The organism is Mucilaginibacter sp. A5337 (assembly GCF_059690695.1).
On sequence record NZ_JCAWEC010000015.1, the window covers coordinates 28,701 to 48,790 of the forward strand.

Here is a 20,090-nt window from a genome sequence, read left to right on the forward strand (position 1 = left end):
AGCCTGATGTTCAGTATTGTATAATTACTTTATATAAACAAGCAGTATATAAAACAAAAAATCCGGGAACGGCTTAATGCCATTCCCGGATGTAAATTTACTTTAAATTTTGTTTAGAAAAATTTAGCCCTGTTATCTTTTACAATTGCATTATCTTTTAATGCATCCAGAACCTGACCCTGTGAGCGCTGTAAAAGCACCTGGTTAATTTGTTCTTTTTGTTTAATGGCGTTAGCAAGTGCCGGCGGGTTAGTGAAACCGTTAACTACATATACGTAAACACCTTGCGCACCATCAACAGGTTTTGAAATTTTGTTGATAGCCGAACCAAAGATTGAACCGATAACTTTATACTCTGCCGACTGGCCAGGGATGATAGGGTTAGCAAACACAATGTTTTCAACCGGAACTACCTTGCTGCCTACTTTTTGCGCAACCTGGTCAATTGAAGCACCACCGCTAAGGGCTGAGTCAAATTTCTCTTTTAGTTGTTTAGCTTTAACCTCATTGCGTACCATTGGCTCAATTTGTTTTTTAACAGCTTCAAGCGTTAAAGTACCTTTTGGTTTAATTTCGGTAAGGCGGGTAATTATATATTGATCACCTACAGTAAATACTTTATCAGTGATATCACCTTTTCCGGCTTTGTAAGCCCATCTAACCACGTCACGTGCGTTATCCAAACCTGGCAAGCCAGAAGCTATTGCAGTAACATCTTCGGCAGTGCGTGATTTTAAACCTTCTTTTTTTGCTTCTGCATCAAAATTATCAGATGTTAATGAAGCTAAGAATGCTTGTGCCTTGCTGTAAGCTACAGTTTGAGTTTTGCTGCTCGCTGTTAAAGGTTTATCAACTACACCAACTTTAACCAGTTTCACTGAGCCTTTTTGATCTTCAATCTGGATAACGTGGTAGCCAAATTGTGATTTCACTACAATGATATCACCTTTACCTGCTTTGAAAGCAGCGTTGTAATATTCAGGAACCAAATTACCCTGACCTGCCATTGAGCCATTGGCGTCAAATGAAGGGATTTCACCGCCTTTTACAGCGCTGCCTTTATCAGCAGAAAAAGTGGTAGCCAGCTCGGCAAATGATTTACCGCCCTGGATCAATTTCTTTATTGAATCGGCTTTAGCTTTAGCTTTATCATCGCCGCCTGCAGATGCAAGGTCGATTAAGATATGCCTGGTTTTAACCGAATCAAAAGTAGTTTTGGTATCAACCAGTTTAGCTATTTTGTAGCTGCCATTTTCAAGATATGGACCATAAACAAATCCTTTAGCCGCGTTAAACATGGTAGTATCCAGTTTTGGATCGAGGCTACCTTTACGCTGATAAGTTAAAGGAGCTTTTGTTTCGGCATTGATCTGTACAAAAAGCGAATCGTTAGGAGTAGTTTTAAATTCGTTCGCTAATTTTTGAGCTTGCTCTTTAACAGCTGTTGAATCTTCTTTCGAAGGCGCAGCATTAAAGCTTACGTACTCAAAGTTCCTTAACTCCTGCGGAGTTTTAAATGAAGCTTTGTGCGCGTCATAATATGCACTGTAGTCAGCATCGGTCAAAGTAACTTTAGCATCAGGGATTGAGGCATAATCAAGCGATACATATTTAAAATTAGCCAACTTGTTTTTTGCTTCGTAATCATCTGTAGCTTCAAGCGAGTTTACATAAAGGCCATTGGTAACCAAAGTCATGTATTTGGTAGCTTTTTTAGCTTCAATCAGGTCGATAACAAAATCGCTCCAGGCTTTTTTCTGAGCCGGATCTGCTTTACCTGATTGCAGGTAAGCTTTGAACTGGTTAAACCTGCTACGGTCAAACTGACCGGTTTGCTGATCAGCAAACTGACGGGCTATCTGCGGGTCGGGATTGTTATCGCCGATCATTACGTTCATTTCATCGTCACCAACAGTAAGGCCAAGCTTCTCAATCTCTTTGCCTATCAGCAACTGGCTTAAATACTGGTTCCAGGTAGTTTCCTGCAGGTAGCTGGCTATCTGCGGAGAAATACTTTGTCCCTGTTGTTTAAACTGTGCAGAGTTTTGCTCCAGCTTTTCGTTGAATTTGTCATAGGGCACTTTTTCGCCGTTAACAACGGCAAGCTCGTTACTATCGTCCCTAAAAAAGGAACCGCCCGATCTTACAACTTCGCTCACAATAAATGCAAGCAGCGCGAAACCAATAAAGAATGCGAGAATCTTCCCCATCCTTTCGCGCAAAAAACCCATTATACCCATATTACATTTATAATTATTCTAATTCTTTTTTAAGAGGGCGCAAGATACAATTTTTGTTAAAATTCTATAACACAAATTTTTCGTTAAAAAAAGTCATTATTGTGTATCTTTTTCATCAACGTGAAACAGCCCGGTGCTGCTTTTAAAGGTAGGGTTTAAAAGCTTATCATCGCTTTCAAAGGTATTGCCGTTCATAACATTACCACCGCTAAGTGTGGCCTGAACAGGTTTATTGGAATAAACGCGCTTGGTAACCTGATCCCAAAATAATTCGTTTGATTTAAAGGTTTCGCCTTTGGCATTGGTTGCAACCACATTACCATGAAACTCAATCAGTTTTTCCTGTTCACGCTGAATACCTGTATCTGCAACTATATCACCCGCAAATTGGCCTGTTGCCCGGTCATAATAATCAATCTTTACGCCTTTAGGCATAATTTTATAAGGCTTCTTGATCTGGTATTCGATCATCAGCGGCGCAGTAAGGTGGATCTCTACTTTGGTCGAATCGCTCATGATGAGGTCGAGCCCCATAGTACGCTGAGCTACGGTATCTACTTCGTTTGCCGAAATTTCCCTAACCTTTTTCAGGTCATTTTCGCACGAAGACAGCAAAGCCGCCATTGGCAACAGCAACAGGCACAAAGCCGGTATGTTAACTGCAAGGCGGCTCATGATGGCTGATTAATCAAATTTATACTTGGTAAACCACTTATCGTTAAGTGTGAAGCCAAGGTGGATATTAACGTAGTTTTCTTTAACTAAGCCGTTAACCAATGATCCGCGCTGACCAACTTCGGCCGCGATATTGATTTTATAGTAACTGCCATTGTTTGAGCGTAAAGGCAAGCCTACCCCTACGGTACCTGCATACCTTTTAATGGTAGTACCGTTAATGTGCATATAGGTTTGATCATAGATAGCGCCTATGCGGTAATCGACAGTGGCAAGATAGTTTCTGATGGTTGATATGTTTGGTGTATACGAACCACCAATGTTAAATGTCTTGCTATCCTGTAAGCCCTGATTTACACCCGCAATTGATAAGTCGGACCATTTGCCCATAGAGTAATCGGCACCCACCAAAAATTTACCGTCGCTTTGAAAAGAGATCCCGAACCTGTTGATCTGTGGTAACTTCAATTTTGATTTAGGGCCGGTTGTGCTAACCACGCTATCGGCAGCTATATCCTGGTTGCCATTTGCATCATTAAAATACTGGCTGACAACAAAACTGCTTTGCGTATGCAGTTTTGTGCCGGCCGATGCCGAATAGCCCAAAACAAGGTGCTTTGTTTCTGAAAAATCAAATGAATACTGCACGCCGTAGTCATAGTTTATACCACCGATGGCATTACTCGACTGGATTTTTGAGTTGATTGCACCTGCCAGGTCGGGGATTTCGGTGGTGGCAATATCTTTGATGTTACCAAATATGTACGATACGTTAGCGCCTAACAATAAGTGTTTGCCTAAGCCAAAACCATAACCAAAATATGCTTTTGATAAGCTACCATCGCCACTGTAGCTGTAATTTGTTACGTTGGTATCGGCAGGTGAACCTGAAGTACCTAATTTACTTACCGATTTTTTATAGTTGTAACCACGCTCGCTGTATGGCAATAAACCAAAGCTCAAGGCCGAACGCTTTGAGGTAGGGATAGCGAATGCGATGTGGCTAAGCCTGAAATTGCTATTTTTTTGACTTGCAGAACCGGTTTGCGAAAGCGTTAAAAAGTTTGCATACAAACCAACATCAATAGTTGTAAGGTTGATTGCACCGTAGGATGCCGGGTTTACAACGTTGATGTTATTAAAAAAACCAATTTTATTGGTAGCTACACTAATGCCGCCCATACCTATATTTTGCCCCATTAACTGAGGGTCAATATCGCCGATACCGTAACGTGAATATGGAGAGCTTGAGGTTGCCGTTGATTGTGCATGTACTGAAAAAGCGGCAACAGCCAGTAAAAGTGTTATAAAAAACCGGGTATATTTAATCATTATGCTTTTGTATAGCTGCGTTTAAACCTTTTAAAACCAAATATGGTTCAATTTTTATGTAGCGGGCAAAGATGCTATTTTTCAATAGAGTATCAAAAAAAATGCTGTCGCCCCCGCTTAGTATAATGTTCAGTTGTTCGCCCATGGTTTTATAGCTTTCAATAAAACCGGTAAGCTCATATTTCACTCCGTTTTGTACTCCCGAACGGATAGCGGTTGTTGTATTATTCCCGTATGGCGAATCAAAATCTTCATCGGCTTCAATAAGCGGCAAACCTGCCGTATAATTATTTAAAGCCTTATAACGCATATTTAAGCCCGGCGATATACTGCCACCAAAATAATTTCCTCCGGCGTTAACACCATCATAAGTAATGGCGGTACCGCCTGTTATTACCAGGCTGTTTTGCCCCGGAAACATGTTATATGCACCAATAACAGCTGCTAACCTGTCGGGGCCAAGGGTTTCGGGGGTTAAATAATGGTTATTTATCCCGCTGGTCATTAAAGTATTAAAATGAATCAGCGAAATTTTTTGCCCCAGTTCGGCCTGCCATGCTTCTGTATTTTTTTTTACCGAGGATATGATTGCCCTAACCGGATCGTATTTGTTAAGCAAGACATCCAGTACCGGCATATCAATAGTTTCATACTGGTTAACATCAAGCATCTCATCCAGTTTAAAAACTGCAATTTTGATGAGGGTATTACCAATATCGATAACCAAACTGGTCATCAGGCCCTAACTATTGATAATATTGATTCAAAAATAGCTAAACCATCCTCATTGGCTAACAAGCCATCGGCGGCACGCTCCGGGTGTGGCATTAAGCCAAATACATTCCTGGTTAAGTTTGTAACACCTGCTATGTTTTCCAATGATCCGTTAGGGTTTGCATCAGCAGTGATATTACCGGCCTCATCACAATACCTGAACATTACCTGGTCATTATCATTAAGGGCTTTGATTACATCGGCATCAGCAAAATAGTTGCCTTCGCCGTGTGCAATCGGGATCCTTAATGCCTGTTGCGGATCAAGCTGCGCAGTAAGTAACGAATTTGATGTTTGCGGCTTTAAGTAAATGTTGCGGCAAATAAATTTGCGGTTGGTGTTGTGCAATAACGCTCCGGGCAACAAGCCAGCCTCGGTAAGGATCTGGAAGCCATTGCAAATACCCATTACGTATCCACCTTTTGCAGCAAACTGAATAACCTCCTGCATAATTGGCGAAAAACGGGAAATGGCGCCAGAGCGCAGGTAATCACCAAATGAAAAACCACCGGGTAAAACAACAAAGTCAACACCTTGCAGGTCATGATCTTTGTGCCATAACCTTACCACCTGCTGACCCAGTACTTTTTCTAATACGTATATGATATCCTCATCACAATTAGAACCAGGAAATATAACTACTCCAAACTTCATCAGTTCTTTTTTAAATTGGGGTTGAACCTAAATAGTTTATTATTATAGTTTCAGGCTACAAAACTAACATAACCGCCGAAATAAGGACGAATGTAAAAGTTAAAATTTGTTAAACTGAAAGTAAATGATGCTGATAAACAACAGCAAATACAATACTTCATAAAACCAGCGCTTTGTTGCATACAAAAAATAATAGGCAAAAAACACCGTTGCCGGCACTGCACAAAGCAAAAAATGGCTCAGGCGAAACTCCGAATTAAGATAAAATGAAAGCGCCGTGATCAGAAAAATAAAAAACAGCAGCTGAAATGTTTTACGGATCTGCACATAACTTTTAAAGAAATTTTGCTGCAGCTTAAAAAAACAAAGCACCAATATTAAGATAACAGGAGCAAGCAACAGGTAGTTGTAAGAATTTATACTGATGTGATCCGGAAACTTTTTGCCCAGGGGCGACCAGATATGGGTGAACCGGGGCAGCATATCGTTCATAAAATAAATAACCGCCAGGAAAAAAAACACAGTTACATACCCTAATATCGAAATAACCCACTCCCTCCAGTTAAATGGCCTGTATACAGTAAGCGCTACCCATATAGCTAAAAACAGATAAATAAACGGGAAATAAATAAGTGATCCCACCGCTACTATCATACCCACGTCATAAGTAGCCGATTTAACATCATCCCCTTTATAAAGGTTAAATAATTTATACAGCATCCATATGAGCAAAAAGTTACAGATAAGCGGGGCACTTAATGTTAGAAAAGGTGTGAACAAACCAGCAAGCGTGATGTACATCAGCGCAGGCAAAAAAGTGGGTTTACCTAATAAATTATGATGATTAATTAACGAATTAAGCAGCAGGGCCTGGGCAAATACGAGTGCGCCGGCCAGGATCACATTCAACAGTGGTGAAAAAGCGTATTCATATTTTACAGGCACCAGCAGCCGGGCAAATGGTTCAACAAAAATAAACTCAACCTTTTCGGGAATTTGTACTATGTAGCCAATCCGGAGTACGAGCAGCAAAACAGCCAGCCATAAGATGTTAAGAGGATTGTAGTTCCGAAAAATATTGATCATAATGTGCGGGCCGTATTTGCGGTTGCAAAATTAACAGAAAAACCGCTTACGTTGCAATGCTTTAAGCTCTTGCATATTGCTTTACCAAATTATCAACAATAGCAGCCGTTTCGTCAGGAAAATCTACCACAATCTTTTTGCTGTCGTTCACCCAGTTATTTAAGTGCCCGGTAAATTTATCGTTTATTTCGCTTACTACCGGTACTCCCAGTTTAGAGGCCGAAAGCGCATTACACTGCTGTTCGTACTGCCCTTTCATGGGGATCATCATTACCTTTTTCTTTAAAAACAAGGCTTCGGCAGGGCCTTCAAAGCCGCCGCCAGTAAGCAGGCCGGTGCAGCTTGCCAAACTTTTATTAAAAGCTTCATTGTTTACCGGAAAAATTTCCACATTGCCCGATTGGTAAGCCTGCTTTTGCCGTTTTGAAAATACCTGCCATTTAACATCTTTTTGGGCACCCAAATATTTAAGCAAGGTTTTATCATCATATGCCGGCAAATAAACGGTATAATGCCCAAGGTCGGAAGTTTCCATTTGCCTGATTTCACTGCGGATTACGGGCGTGTTGATAAAGGTATCATAACGCTCAAAATGGAACCCCACATGATAAGTGGTGGGCGAATAATTTTTTAAAAGCCACTGGGCAAAGGGGTCCTTCTTTTCGGGGCGCGGAGTATTGGGAGATACAAATGAACACTGGTGGCTGAGTGATACCGACGGCACTCCACGTAGTTTACAAGCCCAGGCGCTCACAGGTTCAAAATCGTTTATAATGAGATCATATTGCTTTAATGGCAGGCTCCGCAAATCGCGCTGAAACTGGCGCAGGTTCATAATTTTCCAGGTGGCCCAGTTATCCACCCCGCCATTGGTGCCAAATACAAAACTAACGCCATGAAAGCGATATTTCAGAGGTTGTGATAATGATACTTCGGCTTCAGTGCCACTTATCAGCAAATCTACCTCGCCGTATTGCTGCAGCAAGGGCACAATTTCTCTTGCCCGGCTTATATGCCCGTTACCTGTTCCCTGTATACCAAACAGTATCTTCATTAAAATAAATTCTTTTCAAAAGGATGATGATTGCGCCACGCAGGTACAACAGGTTCGCTGATTTGCCTGCAACAATATTCAGGGGCTTAATTTAGCAAAGAAAATGTTTTCGGTGAGTAATTTAATCGTGTTCGTGCTTAAAGCGCTCCAATAAGTTTTTAACATCAAGCATGGCGTTCAAATCTTCAGAGTCGGTTTTATCATCTTCATCCGCATCGGTATTGAAATCATCAGGCTTGTATTTAAACACTTCCCATTTACCATCATGATATTCCAACGAGCTTAAACTTTCTACCCAGTCGCCCGAGTTCAGGTAAAGTACCGATCCTGTGTTTTGGGTTGATGTAATTTCCCTGATCTCGGCATGATGAATATGACCGCAAATTACGTAGCCATACTGTTTATCCACGGCCAGGTCGGCCGCAGTTTGTTCAAATTGATTGATGAATTTTACCGCCTCTTTAAAACTGGCTTTCACTTTTTGCGAAAAGCTCATTTTTTGGCGGCCGATAGCAGTAAGGAACCAGTTTACAAAGCTATTGATCAAAATGAGTGTATCATAGCCAACGGCGCCCAGTTTGGCCAGCCATTTAGAGTGCTGCATGGTAACGTCAAATACATCCCCGTGAAAAATCCAGGCCTTTTTGCCGTCGATATTGAGCACCAGCTTATCAAGCAGCTGAAAAGTACCCATGTTAAAATCTGTAAACTTACGCAGCATCTCGTCATGGTTGCCGGTTAAATAATAAACCGGGATGCCATCGGTAACAAACTTAAGGATCCGGCGTACTACCTTCATGTGGGCTTCCGGCCAGTACGATTTACTAAACTGCCAAATATCGATAATATCGCCGTTAAGGATAAGGATTTTGGGCTTTATGCTTTTTAAATATTTAAGCAATTCTTTTGCGTGACAGCCGTAAGTACCAAGGTGCACATCAGATATTACTACAATATCAACTTCGCGTTTTGCCATTAAATTAAAGGGGCTATTTTACAGGCCGGCATGATTTGGTTAGCCGGAAAAAACAATATTTTATTAATAAAGCAACGATTACTCGTCGTCTTCATCTTCGTTAACTGTCAATTCATATGGACTTGCGTAGAAGCAGCCGACCAATATCAGCAACCCTATAACTACCAAATAAGCATACTCAAAATTCATTACAAAGATTTTTACAAATGTCTGAAATCTAACATTATCCTACTGTTAAGACTACATTAAATGTAAAAGGTTACTTTGCCAAACGAAATTTATTTTTGATCCTGTCAAGTTGCTTTAAGTGGTGCTGTAAATGGATCCGGATAAACTTAAACCACTGTTTGGCATTCAGCATTCCCAAACGCGGGTGTTTGTATTTATTTGCCGGTAAAGAAGCGGCAATGAGTGGCATGGTGGTTTCAACCCGTTTGCGGCATTTAATGATCAGGTTTTTGGCATCTTCCTTACTGATTTTATTGGCAGCCATTTTATCATTTACCGCATTAGGCACTGTTGTTTGAACCGGCGGAAATTTGCCTAACAACAACAGGATCCGCCCTTCCCAGTTAATGCCTTTTTTGGAGGGCTCGCAATTACCGTGGGTACAACGTTCAAGCGCTATCGATGAACCCAACGTAGCCTGCATAATATGACTGTACACTTCAGCAAAGGACCAGCCACCCTCGTCGGGAGTAACATCAAACAATTCATCCGGGATTAGATCCAGTTGTTTGCGGTATTCATCAAGGGCAGCATCAATAGCTTTACGTTCTTTGGCGATACTCATAAAAGTAAAGTTAACTCTTTTAAATGAGCAATCTGTACGGTTACATCATGAGGTTTTTCTGCATTAAAAGGGTTAAAATAAATGGCGTCCATCCCAAAATTAAGTGCCCCGCGAATATCGGCTTCAATGCTATCCCCTATCATCACACTTTCTTCTTTCAATGCTCCGGCCAAATCAAGCGCATGCTGAAATATGGCTTTATCAGGCTTGTTAACACCTACATCTTCGGAGATGATAATATTTTGAAAATATTTGGCCAGATCTGTTCCGGCTATTTTTATGCGGGTTGAATCTTTAAACCCGTTCGAGATCAGGTGCAGGGTATATTTCGATTGCAGATACTGCAAGGTTTCGTGCGCGTGCGGAAACAGGTTGGTTTTGGTGGGGCAAAGTTTTACGTAAGCATCCTCAAAATCAACCGGCATTAAATCAGGATGCAGGCCAAGATCAATAAAAGTTGATTTGAAACGGGCCTCGCGCAACTCATCTTTGGTGATCTCGCCAATATGGTATTGCGCCCAAAGGCGGTGATTGTTACGGGTATAGGTTTCGATAAACAATTCGGCAGAGTGCAGTCCTATTTCACCGAGCTGGTGAATAACATATAATTCGTGCAGGGCCTCCTCGGCATTTTTATCAAAATCCCAAATGGTATGGTCGAGATCAAAGAAAATGTGTTTATACTTTATATCGGATTTCGGATTTTCGATTTCGGAATTATTCATTTTCGGATTTTCGATTTCGGAATTTTTTATTCCCTGATTAAAAATTCAAAATTAAGAAATTCAATCCTACTAAATCCGAAATCGAACATCCGAAATCCGAAATCAAGCTACGCTTTCTCGCCAAATGCCAGATCCCCGGCATCGCCCAAGCCAGGTACGATATACGATTTGCTGGTCATTTCATCATCAACAGCGCAGAGCCACAATTTTGCTTTAGGAAGGTTAGCCTTTACGTGGGCCACACCTTCGGTACTGGCAATCACGGCGGCAATGTGCAGCTCTTTTATTTTGTATTGCGCCGTCAACTCTTTACAAACAGCTACGATACTTTGGCCGGTTGCCAGCATGGTATCGCACAAAATAAAGATCTTATCATCAAGATTAGGCGTGGCGATATGATCAACCTGGATTAAAAAGCTGCCGTTACGTTTTATTTTACGGTATGCAGTGATGAACGCAGAGGAAGACCGGTCAAAAAACTGCATAAAGCCATGGTGAAAGGGAAGGCCGGCACGTAATATTATGCCCAGCACCGGCTCATCGGCAGGCATATTGACGCTGGCAGTGCCCAGCGGGGTTTGAATTTCTTTGGTTTCGTAATGTAATGATTTGCTTAACTCATAAGCCAGTATGCCACCCAGCCGCTCCTGGTTTCGCCTGAAACGTTCCTTATCCTGCTGGATAACTGCATCCCGCAATTCGGCCAGAAACTGGTTGGCAATGGTATCGGTTTTATTGAGGATGAAAATCATGCTTAAATTTAAACGTTTTTTGGCAATAGCATCATTATTTGTTTACTAAATGTCATATCGCCTGGCTAAAAAGAAATTGAATTTTGAATATATGTAGTTAACTACGTAGATTTGTACATAAATATTATAGTCATGAATACTACACCGGTTATCAGCCCATTAAACAACACCTATTGCCAGCAGGTCATTGATATCATTTTGCCGATTCAGCAAATAGAATTTAATGTACCCGTTACGCTTGAAGATCAACCCGACCTGCTTGACATTGAAACAAACTACCATCAAACCGGCGGCAATTTTTGGGGAGCTACCTATAATGAGCAGCTTGTTGGCACCATAGCACTTATTGCTTTTGAAAAAAATGCAGCCGCCATACGCAAAATGTTTGTGCGTAAAGAATATCGCGGCAAAGAGCTGGGCATTGCGCAGCTGTTGCTTGATAATCTTATTGCTTACTGCAGACAAAACAATATCACCTCCATTTATTTAGGTACGGTTGAAGTGCTGAAAGCGGCTCATCGCTTTTATGAAAGAAATGGGTTTACGCGCCTTGCTAAACATGATTTGCCGAAATCATTCCCACTTATGGCTGCAGATACTATCTTTTATGAATTACATTTGAACAACTAACAGCAGTATAATGAATGTTATTGACGAATCGGGAATTTTAGCAATTTCAACAAGGCTGCAGCGCCTGGCCGAGCAGTTACGCAAAGAGGGTGTGCTCATATATAAAGCCAACAATATTGAATTTGAACCCAAATGGTTCCCGGTTATTTACACTTTACATTTTAAGCCCCTTTTAAGCGTGGTGGAAATCGCAGCAGAAATTGGCTATACACACCCCTCTACCATAAGTCTGTTAAAAGAGCTTGAAAAACAGAAATTGATCCGCTCAAAAAAAGACAAAGCCGACGAAAGGAAGCGGCTTATCATGCTAACAACAAAGGGGCAGGAACTTATTGTGCGTATGAAACCCGTTTGGGAAATTATGAAAGCCGCTGCCGCCGAAATTACTGACACTCAAAACAACCTGATGAAAGCGATTATAGAAGCAGAAGAAAAATTAAAACAACAAAGCTTTTTGGATAGAGCGTTGCGCTTGAAAGCGGAGATGTAGTTGATTTTAGCTTACAGTGGTTATTACTTTCATCGATATTTAGAAGAAATAAAAAAACGCCGCCGCTCGGCTTGAGCCGAGCGGCAGCATGTGTTATCACCGCACCATTTTGCCTATCATCATTCTTCAATTAGCAATACATCATGCAAATCATATGGTACGGTGATAACACCGCACCACAGGCTCCAACTTGCAATTATTGATTGTAAATTATTGCCCACATCCCAACAATGTTGACATACGGTTGTCATTACCATGTACTTATTTTGATTTGCAAACCCTGTTCCTGGATTATTTGTATTTTTACATAACAACATGGATTTTCAATTAACATCTCAATATAAACCCACCGGCGATCAGCCCGAAGCTATACGGCAGCTGGTGGAAGGTATCAACAATGGCGACCCATATCAAACCCTTTTAGGGGTTACCGGGTCGGGCAAAACGTTTACGGTTGCCAATATTATAGCGCAAACGCAAAAGCCAACACTCATACTGAGCCATAACAAAACATTGGCAGCTCAGTTGTATGGTGAGTTCAAGCAGTTCTTCCCAGAAAACGCGGTGAACTATTTTGTGTCGTACTACGATTATTATCAACCTGAGGCATTCATCCCTACTACAAATACATACATTGAAAAGGATTTGCAGATAAACGAGGAGATAGAAAAACTTCGTTTACGCACAACATCTGCTTTAATGTCGGGCAGGCGCGATGTTATCGTGGTATCATCCATATCCTGCATTTATGGTATGGGTAACCCGGACGACTTTGCCGATTCGGTTTTTAAGTTTGCTGTAGGTACGCGCATCAGCAGGAACGCTTTTTTACATCGCCTGGTGGAGATTTTATACGCCCGCACCACCGCCGATTTTAAACGAGGAACATTCAGGGTGAAGGGTGATACCGTAGACATTTTCCCGGCTTACCTGGATTATGCTTACCGTATTTCCTTTTTTGGCGATGATATTGAAGAGCTAAGTGCCTTTGACATCGGCACAGGCAAAACCATCGAAAAAATGACGCATATGGTAGTTTATCCTGCCAACCTCTATGTTGCTCCACGCGAGCGCTTCCTGCAATCTATCTGGGCAATACAGGAAGAACTGGAAATGCGGAAAAAGCAATTTATTGATGACGGCCGTTTCCTGGAAGCCAAACGCCTGGAAGAAAGGGTCAACTACGATCTGGAAATGATCCGCGAATTGGGCTATTGCTCTGGTATCGAAAACTACTCCCGCTTTTTTGACGGACGCAAGCCGGGCGCAAGGCCATTCTGTTTGCTTGACTATTTCCCGGAAGACTATTTGATGGTGATTGATGAAAGCCACGTAACTGTTCCGCAGATCAGGGCCATGTATGGTGGTGACAGGTCACGCAAAATTTCGCTGGTTGATTATGGCTTCCGCCTGCCGGCAGCATTGGATAACCGTCCGCTTAATTTCCAGGAGTTTGAAAATCTGGCACCGCAAACTGTTTATGTAAGTGCGACCCCGGGCGATTTCGAATTGGAAAAATCAGGCGGTGTAGTGGTTGAACAGGTGATTCGCCCTACAGGACTGCTTGACCCTGTTATTGACGTTCGGCCGGTGATAAACCAGGTGGATGACATGCTTGATGAAGTAGATAAAACCATTAAAAAGGGCGACCGCGTACTGGTAACCACCCTGACCAAACGCATGGCCGAAGAACTGGCTAAATACATGGACAGGCTCGGCATTAAATGCCGTTACATTCACTCGGAGGTAAAAACTCTGCAGCGTGTGGAAATTTTACGGGGATTACGACTTGGTGAGTTTGACGTATTGATAGGTATCAACTTATTGCGCGAAGGCCTTGATTTACCCGAAGTATCATTAGTAGCCATTTTAGATGCTGATAAAGAAGGCTTTTTAAGATCGGAGCGTTCATTGATCCAAACCATCGGTCGCGCTGCCCGTAATGACCGTGGCCGGGTGATCATGTATGCAGATACCATAACCGATTCGATGCAGATCACGATGGATGAAACCAATCGACGCCGCGAAATCCAGATTGCATACAACACGCAACATGGTATTACACCGTTAACCGTTGGCAAATCGCGCGAGGAAATTATGGAACAAACATCGGTGGTTGACTTTAAGGGCGGCGTACAACAAGCCTATGTGGAAACTGATGTTGTTACCCTTGCCGCCGATCCTATTGTTCAGTACATGACCAAAGCCGATCTGAAAAAATCGATCGACAATACCAAAAAGGATATGCTTGCTGCTGCGAAAAATATGGACTTTTTGCTGGCTGCCAAGCTGCGCGACGAAATGTTTGCTTTGGAAAAAATGATGGAGGAGAAATTTTAATTTGAAAATTTATTGATTTGAAGATTTGAAAACGACAATCTCACATTTTCAAATCTTCAAATTGCTTCATTTTCAAATTAAAACAGCATCAGCTATCCTCAAATCATAATAAAACAATTTTACCGTTATATACCTTATATTTGTAAGCTCAAAATTAACAGTATGATTCTTATTCGTTTCCTGATCATATCTATCTGTATATTATACATTATCCGCAGCCTGGCTCGTTACCTGCTGCCATTTCTTTTTGAAAGCGTTGTGAATAAAGCCCAGCAACAATATCAGCAGCAGCAACGTAATTACAACGAAGGCCCCAAATCTGATGGAAAAATCAGGATAGACCATATTCCGCAGCCAAAAAAAGGCAGCGTGCCCGACAGTGAAGGTGAATTTGTTGATTACGAAGAAGTAAAATAAACCTAATCAATAAATCATGGACACCAACCCGGTATTTAGAAGGCGCCAAAATCATAATAACACGCCTGAATCTTTTACACTGATTATTACCAACGTAATAGTATTTATTGTTGCTACTCAAATTTTTGCCAATTGCACTAAGATCAGTACCTTTTACTGGGTTGTTATGGGCGCATTGGGTGTTTATAACTTTTATAATATCCGCAAATTCCGCGAGGACTATGGCAAGGCGCAGGTTATTGCCTATGTAATATCTATCATTGTGTTGATAGCCATGTTTTTCCTGCTGCGCAGCCGTGCGCAAACCTGTTAAGTTATTCCTTAACAAAACTTATAATTCCTATTCTCATTGTAATTTCTATTTTTGAGGAATATAATATCCATTTCAAAAAATTTAAATGAATAACTGGTTTAAGCGTAACGGCATTCATTTTGCCATAGCTGCAATTTTCTTAGTGATCTGCTTTATCTATTTAACCCCGGCATTTCAGGGTAAAACTTTAGGGCAAAATGACGTTACAAGGGCGCAATCAACCCAAAAAGAAATTAACGATTACAAAGCTAAAGACACCACCATACTCTGGACGAACCAGATCTACGGCGGTATGCCAACTTACCAGATATGGGCACCCTACAAGGCCAATTTGACCAGTCACATCGTAGATGGTATTAATCACACCTTTCCGGCACCTATAGGTACAGTATTGCTGTTTTTACTAGGCACATACTTTTTATTCATTGTATTAAAGGTAAATCCATGGCTTTCTGCAGCGGGAGCGGTGGCATTCACGTTTTCATCGTATAACATCATTCTTTTGGTAGCAGGTCACTCAAATCAGGCATTTGCTATAGCCTTTTTTGGGCCCATACTTGCGGGTATTATTCTCACGCTACGCGGCAAACATCTGTTAGGTTTTTCAGTTACCGCGTTGTTTTTAGCTATGGAAATCAGGGCCAACCACGTACAAATGACATATTACCTGATGCTGGCCCTATTGATCATGCTGGGGATTGAGCTTTACCACGCTATTAAGAATAAAACTTTAAACAGTTTCATCAAATCTGTTGGATACATAGCAGCGGCCCTTGCTTTGGCGGTGGCAGTAAACGCATCTATATTGTGGAGCACCGCCGATTATGGAAGCGAAAGTATCCGTGGTAAATCAAACCTTACCAAGCAAACATCAGAGCCAAATAACGGTTTACCAAAAGACTACGCTTACGAGTGGAGCCAAGGCGTGGGCGAATGTCTTACATTCTTAATCCCTAATGCTTATGGCGGCAGCAGTCAGGGTTCAATTGATCCGGATTCGCACGTAATCAAGGCACTAAGCGGTACTGGTGTTGACCCTAATCAAGTAATTGGAATTTCGGCCCGATATTTACCGCTTTATTGGGGAGACAAACAATTTACAGAGGGCCCGTTTTATTTTGGTGCTGTAATTTGCCTGTTGTTTGTGTGGGGCTTAATGATTGTTAAAAACCGTATCAAATGGTGGCTATTAGGCGCCGTTGTTTTAACCATGTTACTATCTTTTGGTAGAAACTGGCCTTACCTGTCTGATCTGTTCTTTAATTATTTCCCACTTTACAATAAATTCCGCGCCGTAGAGTCAATATTGGCCGTTGCAGGTTTCTGCTTCCCTATACTTGCAGTATTAGCAGTGAACGAAGCCATAGTGAATGAAGACAAAGCAAACTTGTTTAAAAAACTCAAAATAGCTTTTTACATCACCGGCGGTATTACACTTATTGTTGCAGTTGTGCCTTCATTACTCCTATCGTTCAGCGTCCGTGAACAAACTGCCGGTATTATCTCTCAAATAGCTCAGCAATTTAAAATCGATGGCGCATCCGTTACCCGCGCTTTAATTTCAGATCGGGAATCTATAGCACAAGCCGATGCTGTTCGTTCACTTATCTTTATAGCTATCGCTTTCGGTCTTGCCTGGGCATTTCTTAAAAACAAGATCAAACCGGGCGTCCTGTCAATTGGCTTCCTGGCGCTTATCTTAATTGATCTGTGGGCTATTGATAAAAGGTATCTGAATCAAGATAGTTTTGCACCTAAACAGGATAACGAAACCCCGCAAGCGCGTGAGGTAGATCAGTTTATCATGAAAGATAAAGATCCTGACTTCCATGTGTTTGACGCAACCCAATACCTTCCGGGTGATGGCTTTACACCATTTTTCTACAAATCATTAGGTGGCTATTCTGCAGCAAGGTTAAAACGCTGGCAAGAACTATTTGATAACCAGTTAACCAAAAGCATTAACCAGGATGTTTTGGACATGATGAATGTTAAATACATCATCAATTCTGATCCAAAAACACAAAACGTAGGTATGCAGGTAAACCAAACCGCCTGCGGTCATGCATGGTTTGTTAAAAGCATTAAATATGCTGACAATGCAGATCAGGAAATGGTAGCCATCAGCAGCTTTACACCAAAAGATGAAGCTATTGTTGATAAACAATACAAAAGCGTTATTGATGAAAAAACTTTAGGAGCAGGTGCCGGCGAGGGTAAAATTGAGCTAACCAGTTACTCTCCCGATCATATGATTTATAAAAGCGGTTCAACTGCTTCGCAAATCGCGGTATTCTCTGAAGTATACTATAACAAAGGCTGGAAAATGTATATCGACGGCGTTGAAAAACCTTACTTCCGTGCTGATTACCTTTTGCGTGCTGCACAAATTCCTGTTGGCAATCATACAATTGAATTTAAATTCGAGCCGGCTTCTTATTACACAGGAGAAAAAATATCATTAGCAGGTTCAATCCTATTGGTGCTTGCCTTAGGCGGTGCTGCTTATACCGAAAACAAAAAGAAAGCCCCGGCTGCAAAGCCTGCTGATAAGAAAAAAGCATAAACAGCTTTGTCTTTAAAAGAAAAGCGACGGGTTGATACTCGTCGCTTTTTTTGTGAGATTTATTCAATCAGTTATTCCTTACGTTAGCGCAAGTCTTGAGCAGAGAGATGTGCGATTGCTGACTTGTGCTTTCCGATACACGCAGCCACAAGTGGGCCTTGCTCAGCCAACCACGCAACACTTGCGCCAGAGAAGAACATATTCTCGCATTCGATTAATCATTCGTCCTTCTGTTCCTTAACCAATACCAGCCTAAATTAAAGGCAATAACAAAATGGTTAAAAACGGTTGGTATCAAGCCATAATTGCGCTTCATGATGTCAAAGCGCTCCATCAAACTCTGTCGGTGCTTTTTCTTCGACATGCCGCCTACCAGGTATTTGGCCACGTAACGGTTAACGTTGACGATCTTCTTGGCTTTTTTTGCTGCGCGGATTATCCAGTCGATATCTGAGCTTAATTGATAACGGCGGTCATAAGGTTCGGCTAATGAACGCCTGATATAAATAGCCTGGTGACTGATGCTCATGCCATATTTAAAACCACGCCAGGTAAACTTAGCGGGGGCGTTATGCCGGCGTTGACCTAAACTATGTCCATCATCGTCAATCATTTCGGTTTCACCATAATAAATATCGGCGTCATGTGCCGAAGCAAAAACAGCGGCAACGGTTTCGTGATCATAAAACTCGTCTCCCGAGTTCATGAAGATCACATAATCGCCGGTTGCCAGGGTAAGGCCTTTATTCATGGCATCATAAATACCCTCGTCCTTCTCGCTGATGAATTTGGTTACCTTGCTTTTGTACTTGTCAATTACCTGTAGGGTACCATCGTTAGATAAACCATCGACAATAACATATTCAATATTGGTATATGTCTGATTAATCACCGAGCGGATAGTCCGCTCAATATCCCTCACATTATTATAAACAATGGTGATAACGCTTAACCGGGGGTTAACCATTGTTACCTCCCGTGTTTAGTAATTGTTGATATACTTCGATATGTTTTTTGGCGATCACTTCTTCCGAAAATCTATCCATTATGGTTTGCCGTGCCTGCCTATTCAACTTGTCCTTTTCAGGATGTTTAATGATCCATTCCATTCCATCAGTAAAACTTTCGGACGAACGATAGGTAGCTAAGTAACCGCTGTATTGATGCTGCACCATGTCGGGGATACCGCCGGTAGTAAACGCTATTACCGGTGTGCCGCAACTCAGGCTTTCCATCACGGTGTAAGGCAAATTATCCTCAAGCGAGGGGATTAAAAAAGCATCGGCAGCAGCGTAATGCAAGGCCAGCTTTTCATCGTTATTGATGGTTCCTAAAAAACTGGTTTTAAAAGGGAAGTCGGGCAGGTTTTCTGTGCCGCGGTTCCCAAATACAACCAGTTCTACCTGATCTGTATTTGCACCTAAACGTTGCTTAAGTAATTCCATACTTTCCAGCAGGTATTGGGTCCCTTTATGCAGATCTTTGCGCGATGGCATGAAACCGCTTAGAAAAATGAACTTATCTGTTGGCAACCCGGCTTTTGCTTTTGCCTCCCATTTATCCATCGGCTTAAAAACATCGGTTTCCAGCGTATTCGGAATATTACATGTAGCTATATCCCGCATCAAACTGCTTTTCTTTACAGAAGCCTGCATCCACAAACTTGGCGCTATAATGTTAAAGCCCAGCTGCTGGTAAGCTTCATTTTTTTGCTGCCAGATGCGGTGCGAAATATCATTATCTCCTGCGTTGATCAGCAATGGACAATTGCCGCATTGTTGTTGGTAATGATCGCAGGTATAGCGCACATGGCATCCTCCGGTAAAGGCATTGCTGTCATGAAAAGTCCACACTACAGGCTTACCCAGCTTTCTAATTTCGGCTATATGCTTGGGATCTAAAAAGCCATGATTGATCCAATGCAAGTGAATAATATCGGCATTTTTAACATCGGGGTGTTTAATTACCGAACGACCAAACCAGGTAAAGGAAAATGGTGTGCGGCTATCGGGTTTTAAAAAGCGTTTAGCCAGTATGCGCTCCAAAATAATGGTTGCCGCCGTGTATGATTTTTGGATAACATTACGGTTAAAAGTCTTGATATCAGGATTATTTCCAAATTTATAATGTACTATAATTTTAGAATCGATATTTTGGCTTAGTAATGCCCGGTTAAGGCGCATGCAGGCCCTGCCCGCCCCGCCATTGCCGTCATACGTATTGAGGTGCACCACTTTTAACATGGCTCAAAAATACATTTATTCATAAAACTT

19 protein-coding genes are annotated in these 20,090 nt (G+C 41.7%); 6 read left to right on the forward strand and 13 right to left on the reverse strand.

What is annotated here, in order from left to right:
- Positions 1–113 precede the first annotated feature (113 nt).
- From AC59JO_RS28740 to upp, 11 genes are all read right to left on the reverse strand, one after another.
- Complete coding sequence (locus AC59JO_RS28740) at positions 114–2,240, reverse strand: peptidylprolyl isomerase (protein WP_497309793.1); 2,127 nt, start codon at positions 2,238–2,240, stop codon at positions 114–116.
- 96 nt (positions 2,241–2,336) lie between these two features.
- Entirely contained in the window at positions 2,337–2,915 is a 579-nt protein-coding gene (lptC, locus tag AC59JO_RS28745) for an LPS export ABC transporter periplasmic protein LptC (RefSeq protein WP_413665952.1), read from the reverse strand.
- Between the two features lie 9 nt (positions 2,916–2,924).
- Positions 2,925–4,247, reverse strand: coding sequence for a BamG family beta-barrel-assembly machinery protein (bamG, locus tag AC59JO_RS28750; protein ID WP_413665951.1), 1,323 nt, complete (start codon positions 4,245–4,247; stop codon positions 2,925–2,927).
- Positions 4,240–4,983 (reverse strand): type III pantothenate kinase, encoded by a 744-nt coding sequence (locus tag AC59JO_RS28755; RefSeq protein WP_497309796.1) that lies wholly within the window; start codon positions 4,981–4,983, stop codon positions 4,240–4,242. Before AC59JO_RS28755 ends, bamG begins: the two co-directional genes overlap by 8 nt.
- Positions 4,983–5,675 carry a phosphoribosylformylglycinamidine synthase subunit PurQ gene (gene purQ, locus AC59JO_RS28760; RefSeq protein ID WP_497309797.1) on the reverse strand — a complete coding sequence of 231 codons (693 nt, stop codon included), beginning with the start codon at positions 5,673–5,675 and terminating at the stop codon, positions 4,983–4,985. The genes AC59JO_RS28755 and purQ overlap by 1 nt, the downstream gene beginning before the upstream one ends.
- A 99-nt stretch (positions 5,676–5,774) precedes the next feature.
- Entirely contained in the window at positions 5,775–6,761 is a 987-nt protein-coding gene (locus tag AC59JO_RS28765; protein ID WP_413665948.1) for a DUF6427 family protein, read from the reverse strand.
- 61 nt (positions 6,762–6,822) lie between these two features.
- The gene (locus AC59JO_RS28770) at positions 6,823–7,815 is read right to left on the reverse strand and encodes a glycosyltransferase family protein (RefSeq protein WP_497309799.1); all 993 of its coding nucleotides are present in this window, start codon (positions 7,813–7,815) and stop codon (positions 6,823–6,825) included.
- Between the two features lie 121 nt (positions 7,816–7,936).
- Positions 7,937–8,791 carry a UDP-2,3-diacylglucosamine diphosphatase gene (locus AC59JO_RS28775; RefSeq protein WP_413665946.1) on the reverse strand — a complete coding sequence of 285 codons (855 nt, stop codon included), beginning with the start codon at positions 8,789–8,791 and terminating at the stop codon, positions 7,937–7,939.
- 259 nt (positions 8,792–9,050) lie between these two features.
- Positions 9,051–9,584, reverse strand: coding sequence for a DinB family protein (locus AC59JO_RS28780; protein ID WP_413665945.1), 534 nt, complete (start codon positions 9,582–9,584; stop codon positions 9,051–9,053).
- Positions 9,581–10,309, reverse strand: a complete 729-nt coding sequence (locus AC59JO_RS28785; protein ID WP_497309802.1) for a YjjG family noncanonical pyrimidine nucleotidase — start codon at positions 10,307–10,309, stop codon at positions 9,581–9,583. The genes AC59JO_RS28780 and AC59JO_RS28785 overlap by 4 nt, the downstream gene beginning before the upstream one ends.
- Positions 10,310–10,416: 107 nt before the next feature.
- On the reverse strand, positions 10,417–11,061 hold the full coding sequence (upp, locus tag AC59JO_RS28790) for a uracil phosphoribosyltransferase (protein WP_497309804.1): 645 nt from the start codon (positions 11,059–11,061) through the stop codon (positions 10,417–10,419).
- Positions 11,062–11,193: 132 nt separating this feature from the next.
- Between upp and AC59JO_RS28795 the strand changes: the two genes are divergently transcribed.
- The 6 genes from AC59JO_RS28795 to AC59JO_RS28820 all read left to right on the forward strand — a co-directional run bounded on the left by AC59JO_RS28795 (position 11,194) and on the right by AC59JO_RS28820 (position 17,817).
- Positions 11,194–11,691 (forward strand): GNAT family N-acetyltransferase, encoded by a 498-nt coding sequence (locus AC59JO_RS28795; RefSeq protein WP_413665942.1) that lies wholly within the window; start codon positions 11,194–11,196, stop codon positions 11,689–11,691.
- 10 nt (positions 11,692–11,701) lie between these two features.
- Positions 11,702–12,181 carry a MarR family winged helix-turn-helix transcriptional regulator gene (locus tag AC59JO_RS28800; RefSeq protein WP_413665941.1) on the forward strand — a complete coding sequence of 160 codons (480 nt, stop codon included), beginning with the start codon at positions 11,702–11,704 and terminating at the stop codon, positions 12,179–12,181.
- Positions 12,182–12,496: 315 nt separating this feature from the next.
- Complete coding sequence (gene uvrB, locus AC59JO_RS28805; protein WP_497309807.1) at positions 12,497–14,521, forward strand: excinuclease ABC subunit UvrB; 2,025 nt, start codon at positions 12,497–12,499, stop codon at positions 14,519–14,521.
- A 162-nt stretch (positions 14,522–14,683) separates the two neighbouring features.
- Positions 14,684–14,938: a DUF4834 family protein gene (locus AC59JO_RS28810; RefSeq protein WP_413665939.1), complete on the forward strand. Its 255-nt coding sequence runs from the start codon at positions 14,684–14,686 to the stop codon at positions 14,936–14,938.
- A gap of 16 nt (positions 14,939–14,954) precedes the next feature.
- Positions 14,955–15,251 carry a hypothetical protein gene (locus AC59JO_RS28815; protein WP_497309809.1) on the forward strand — a complete coding sequence of 99 codons (297 nt, stop codon included), beginning with the start codon at positions 14,955–14,957 and terminating at the stop codon, positions 15,249–15,251.
- Positions 15,252–15,336: 85 nt separating this feature from the next.
- Positions 15,337–17,817 carry a hypothetical protein gene (locus AC59JO_RS28820; RefSeq protein ID WP_413665937.1) on the forward strand — a complete coding sequence of 827 codons (2,481 nt, stop codon included), beginning with the start codon at positions 15,337–15,339 and terminating at the stop codon, positions 17,815–17,817.
- A 214-nt stretch (positions 17,818–18,031) separates the two neighbouring features.
- On the opposite strand, the gene AC59JO_RS28825 is transcribed toward AC59JO_RS28820, so the two are convergent.
- Entirely contained in the window at positions 18,032–18,784 is a 753-nt protein-coding gene (locus AC59JO_RS28825) for a glycosyltransferase family 2 protein (RefSeq protein ID WP_497309811.1), read from the reverse strand.
- Positions 18,777–20,060 carry a glycosyltransferase gene (locus AC59JO_RS28830; protein WP_497309813.1) on the reverse strand — a complete coding sequence of 428 codons (1,284 nt, stop codon included), beginning with the start codon at positions 20,058–20,060 and terminating at the stop codon, positions 18,777–18,779. Before AC59JO_RS28830 ends, AC59JO_RS28825 begins: the two co-directional genes overlap by 8 nt.
- Positions 20,061–20,090 lie beyond the last annotated feature (30 nt).

Coding starts and splice junctions, on each gene's coding strand:
- AC59JO_RS28740 (WP_497309793.1), bottom strand. CDS start 2,240: ATGGGTATAATGGGTTTTTTGCGCGAAAGGATGGGGAAGATTCTCGCA.
- lptC (WP_413665952.1), bottom strand. CDS start 2,915: ATGAGCCGCCTTGCAGTTAACATACCGGCTTTGTGCCTGTTGCTGTTG.
- bamG (WP_413665951.1), bottom strand. CDS start 4,247: ATGATTAAATATACCCGGTTTTTTATAACACTTTTACTGGCTGTTGCC.
- AC59JO_RS28755 (WP_497309796.1), bottom strand. CDS start 4,983: ATGACCAGTTTGGTTATCGATATTGGTAATACCCTCATCAAAATTGCA.
- purQ (WP_497309797.1), bottom strand. CDS start 5,675: ATGAAGTTTGGAGTAGTTATATTTCCTGGTTCTAATTGTGATGAGGAT.
- AC59JO_RS28765 (WP_413665948.1), bottom strand. CDS start 6,761: ATGATCAATATTTTTCGGAACTACAATCCTCTTAACATCTTATGGCTG.
- AC59JO_RS28770 (WP_497309799.1), bottom strand. CDS start 7,815: ATGAAGATACTGTTTGGTATACAGGGAACAGGTAACGGGCATATAAGC.
- AC59JO_RS28775 (WP_413665946.1), bottom strand. CDS start 8,791: ATGGCAAAACGCGAAGTTGATATTGTAGTAATATCTGATGTGCACCTT.
- AC59JO_RS28780 (WP_413665945.1), bottom strand. CDS start 9,584: ATGAGTATCGCCAAAGAACGTAAAGCTATTGATGCTGCCCTTGATGAA.
- AC59JO_RS28785 (WP_497309802.1), bottom strand. CDS start 10,309: ATGAATAATTCCGAAATCGAAAATCCGAAATCCGATATAAAGTATAAA.
- upp (WP_497309804.1), bottom strand. CDS start 11,061: ATGATTTTCATCCTCAATAAAACCGATACCATTGCCAACCAGTTTCTG.
- AC59JO_RS28795 (WP_413665942.1), top strand. CDS start 11,194: ATGAATACTACACCGGTTATCAGCCCATTAAACAACACCTATTGCCAG.
- AC59JO_RS28800 (WP_413665941.1), top strand. CDS start 11,702: ATGAATGTTATTGACGAATCGGGAATTTTAGCAATTTCAACAAGGCTG.
- uvrB (WP_497309807.1), top strand. CDS start 12,497: ATGGATTTTCAATTAACATCTCAATATAAACCCACCGGCGATCAGCCC.
- AC59JO_RS28810 (WP_413665939.1), top strand. CDS start 14,684: ATGATTCTTATTCGTTTCCTGATCATATCTATCTGTATATTATACATT.
- AC59JO_RS28815 (WP_497309809.1), top strand. CDS start 14,955: ATGGACACCAACCCGGTATTTAGAAGGCGCCAAAATCATAATAACACG.
- AC59JO_RS28820 (WP_413665937.1), top strand. CDS start 15,337: ATGAATAACTGGTTTAAGCGTAACGGCATTCATTTTGCCATAGCTGCA.
- AC59JO_RS28825 (WP_497309811.1), bottom strand. CDS start 18,784: ATGGTTAACCCCCGGTTAAGCGTTATCACCATTGTTTATAATAATGTG.
- AC59JO_RS28830 (WP_497309813.1), bottom strand. CDS start 20,060: ATGTTAAAAGTGGTGCACCTCAATACGTATGACGGCAATGGCGGGGCG.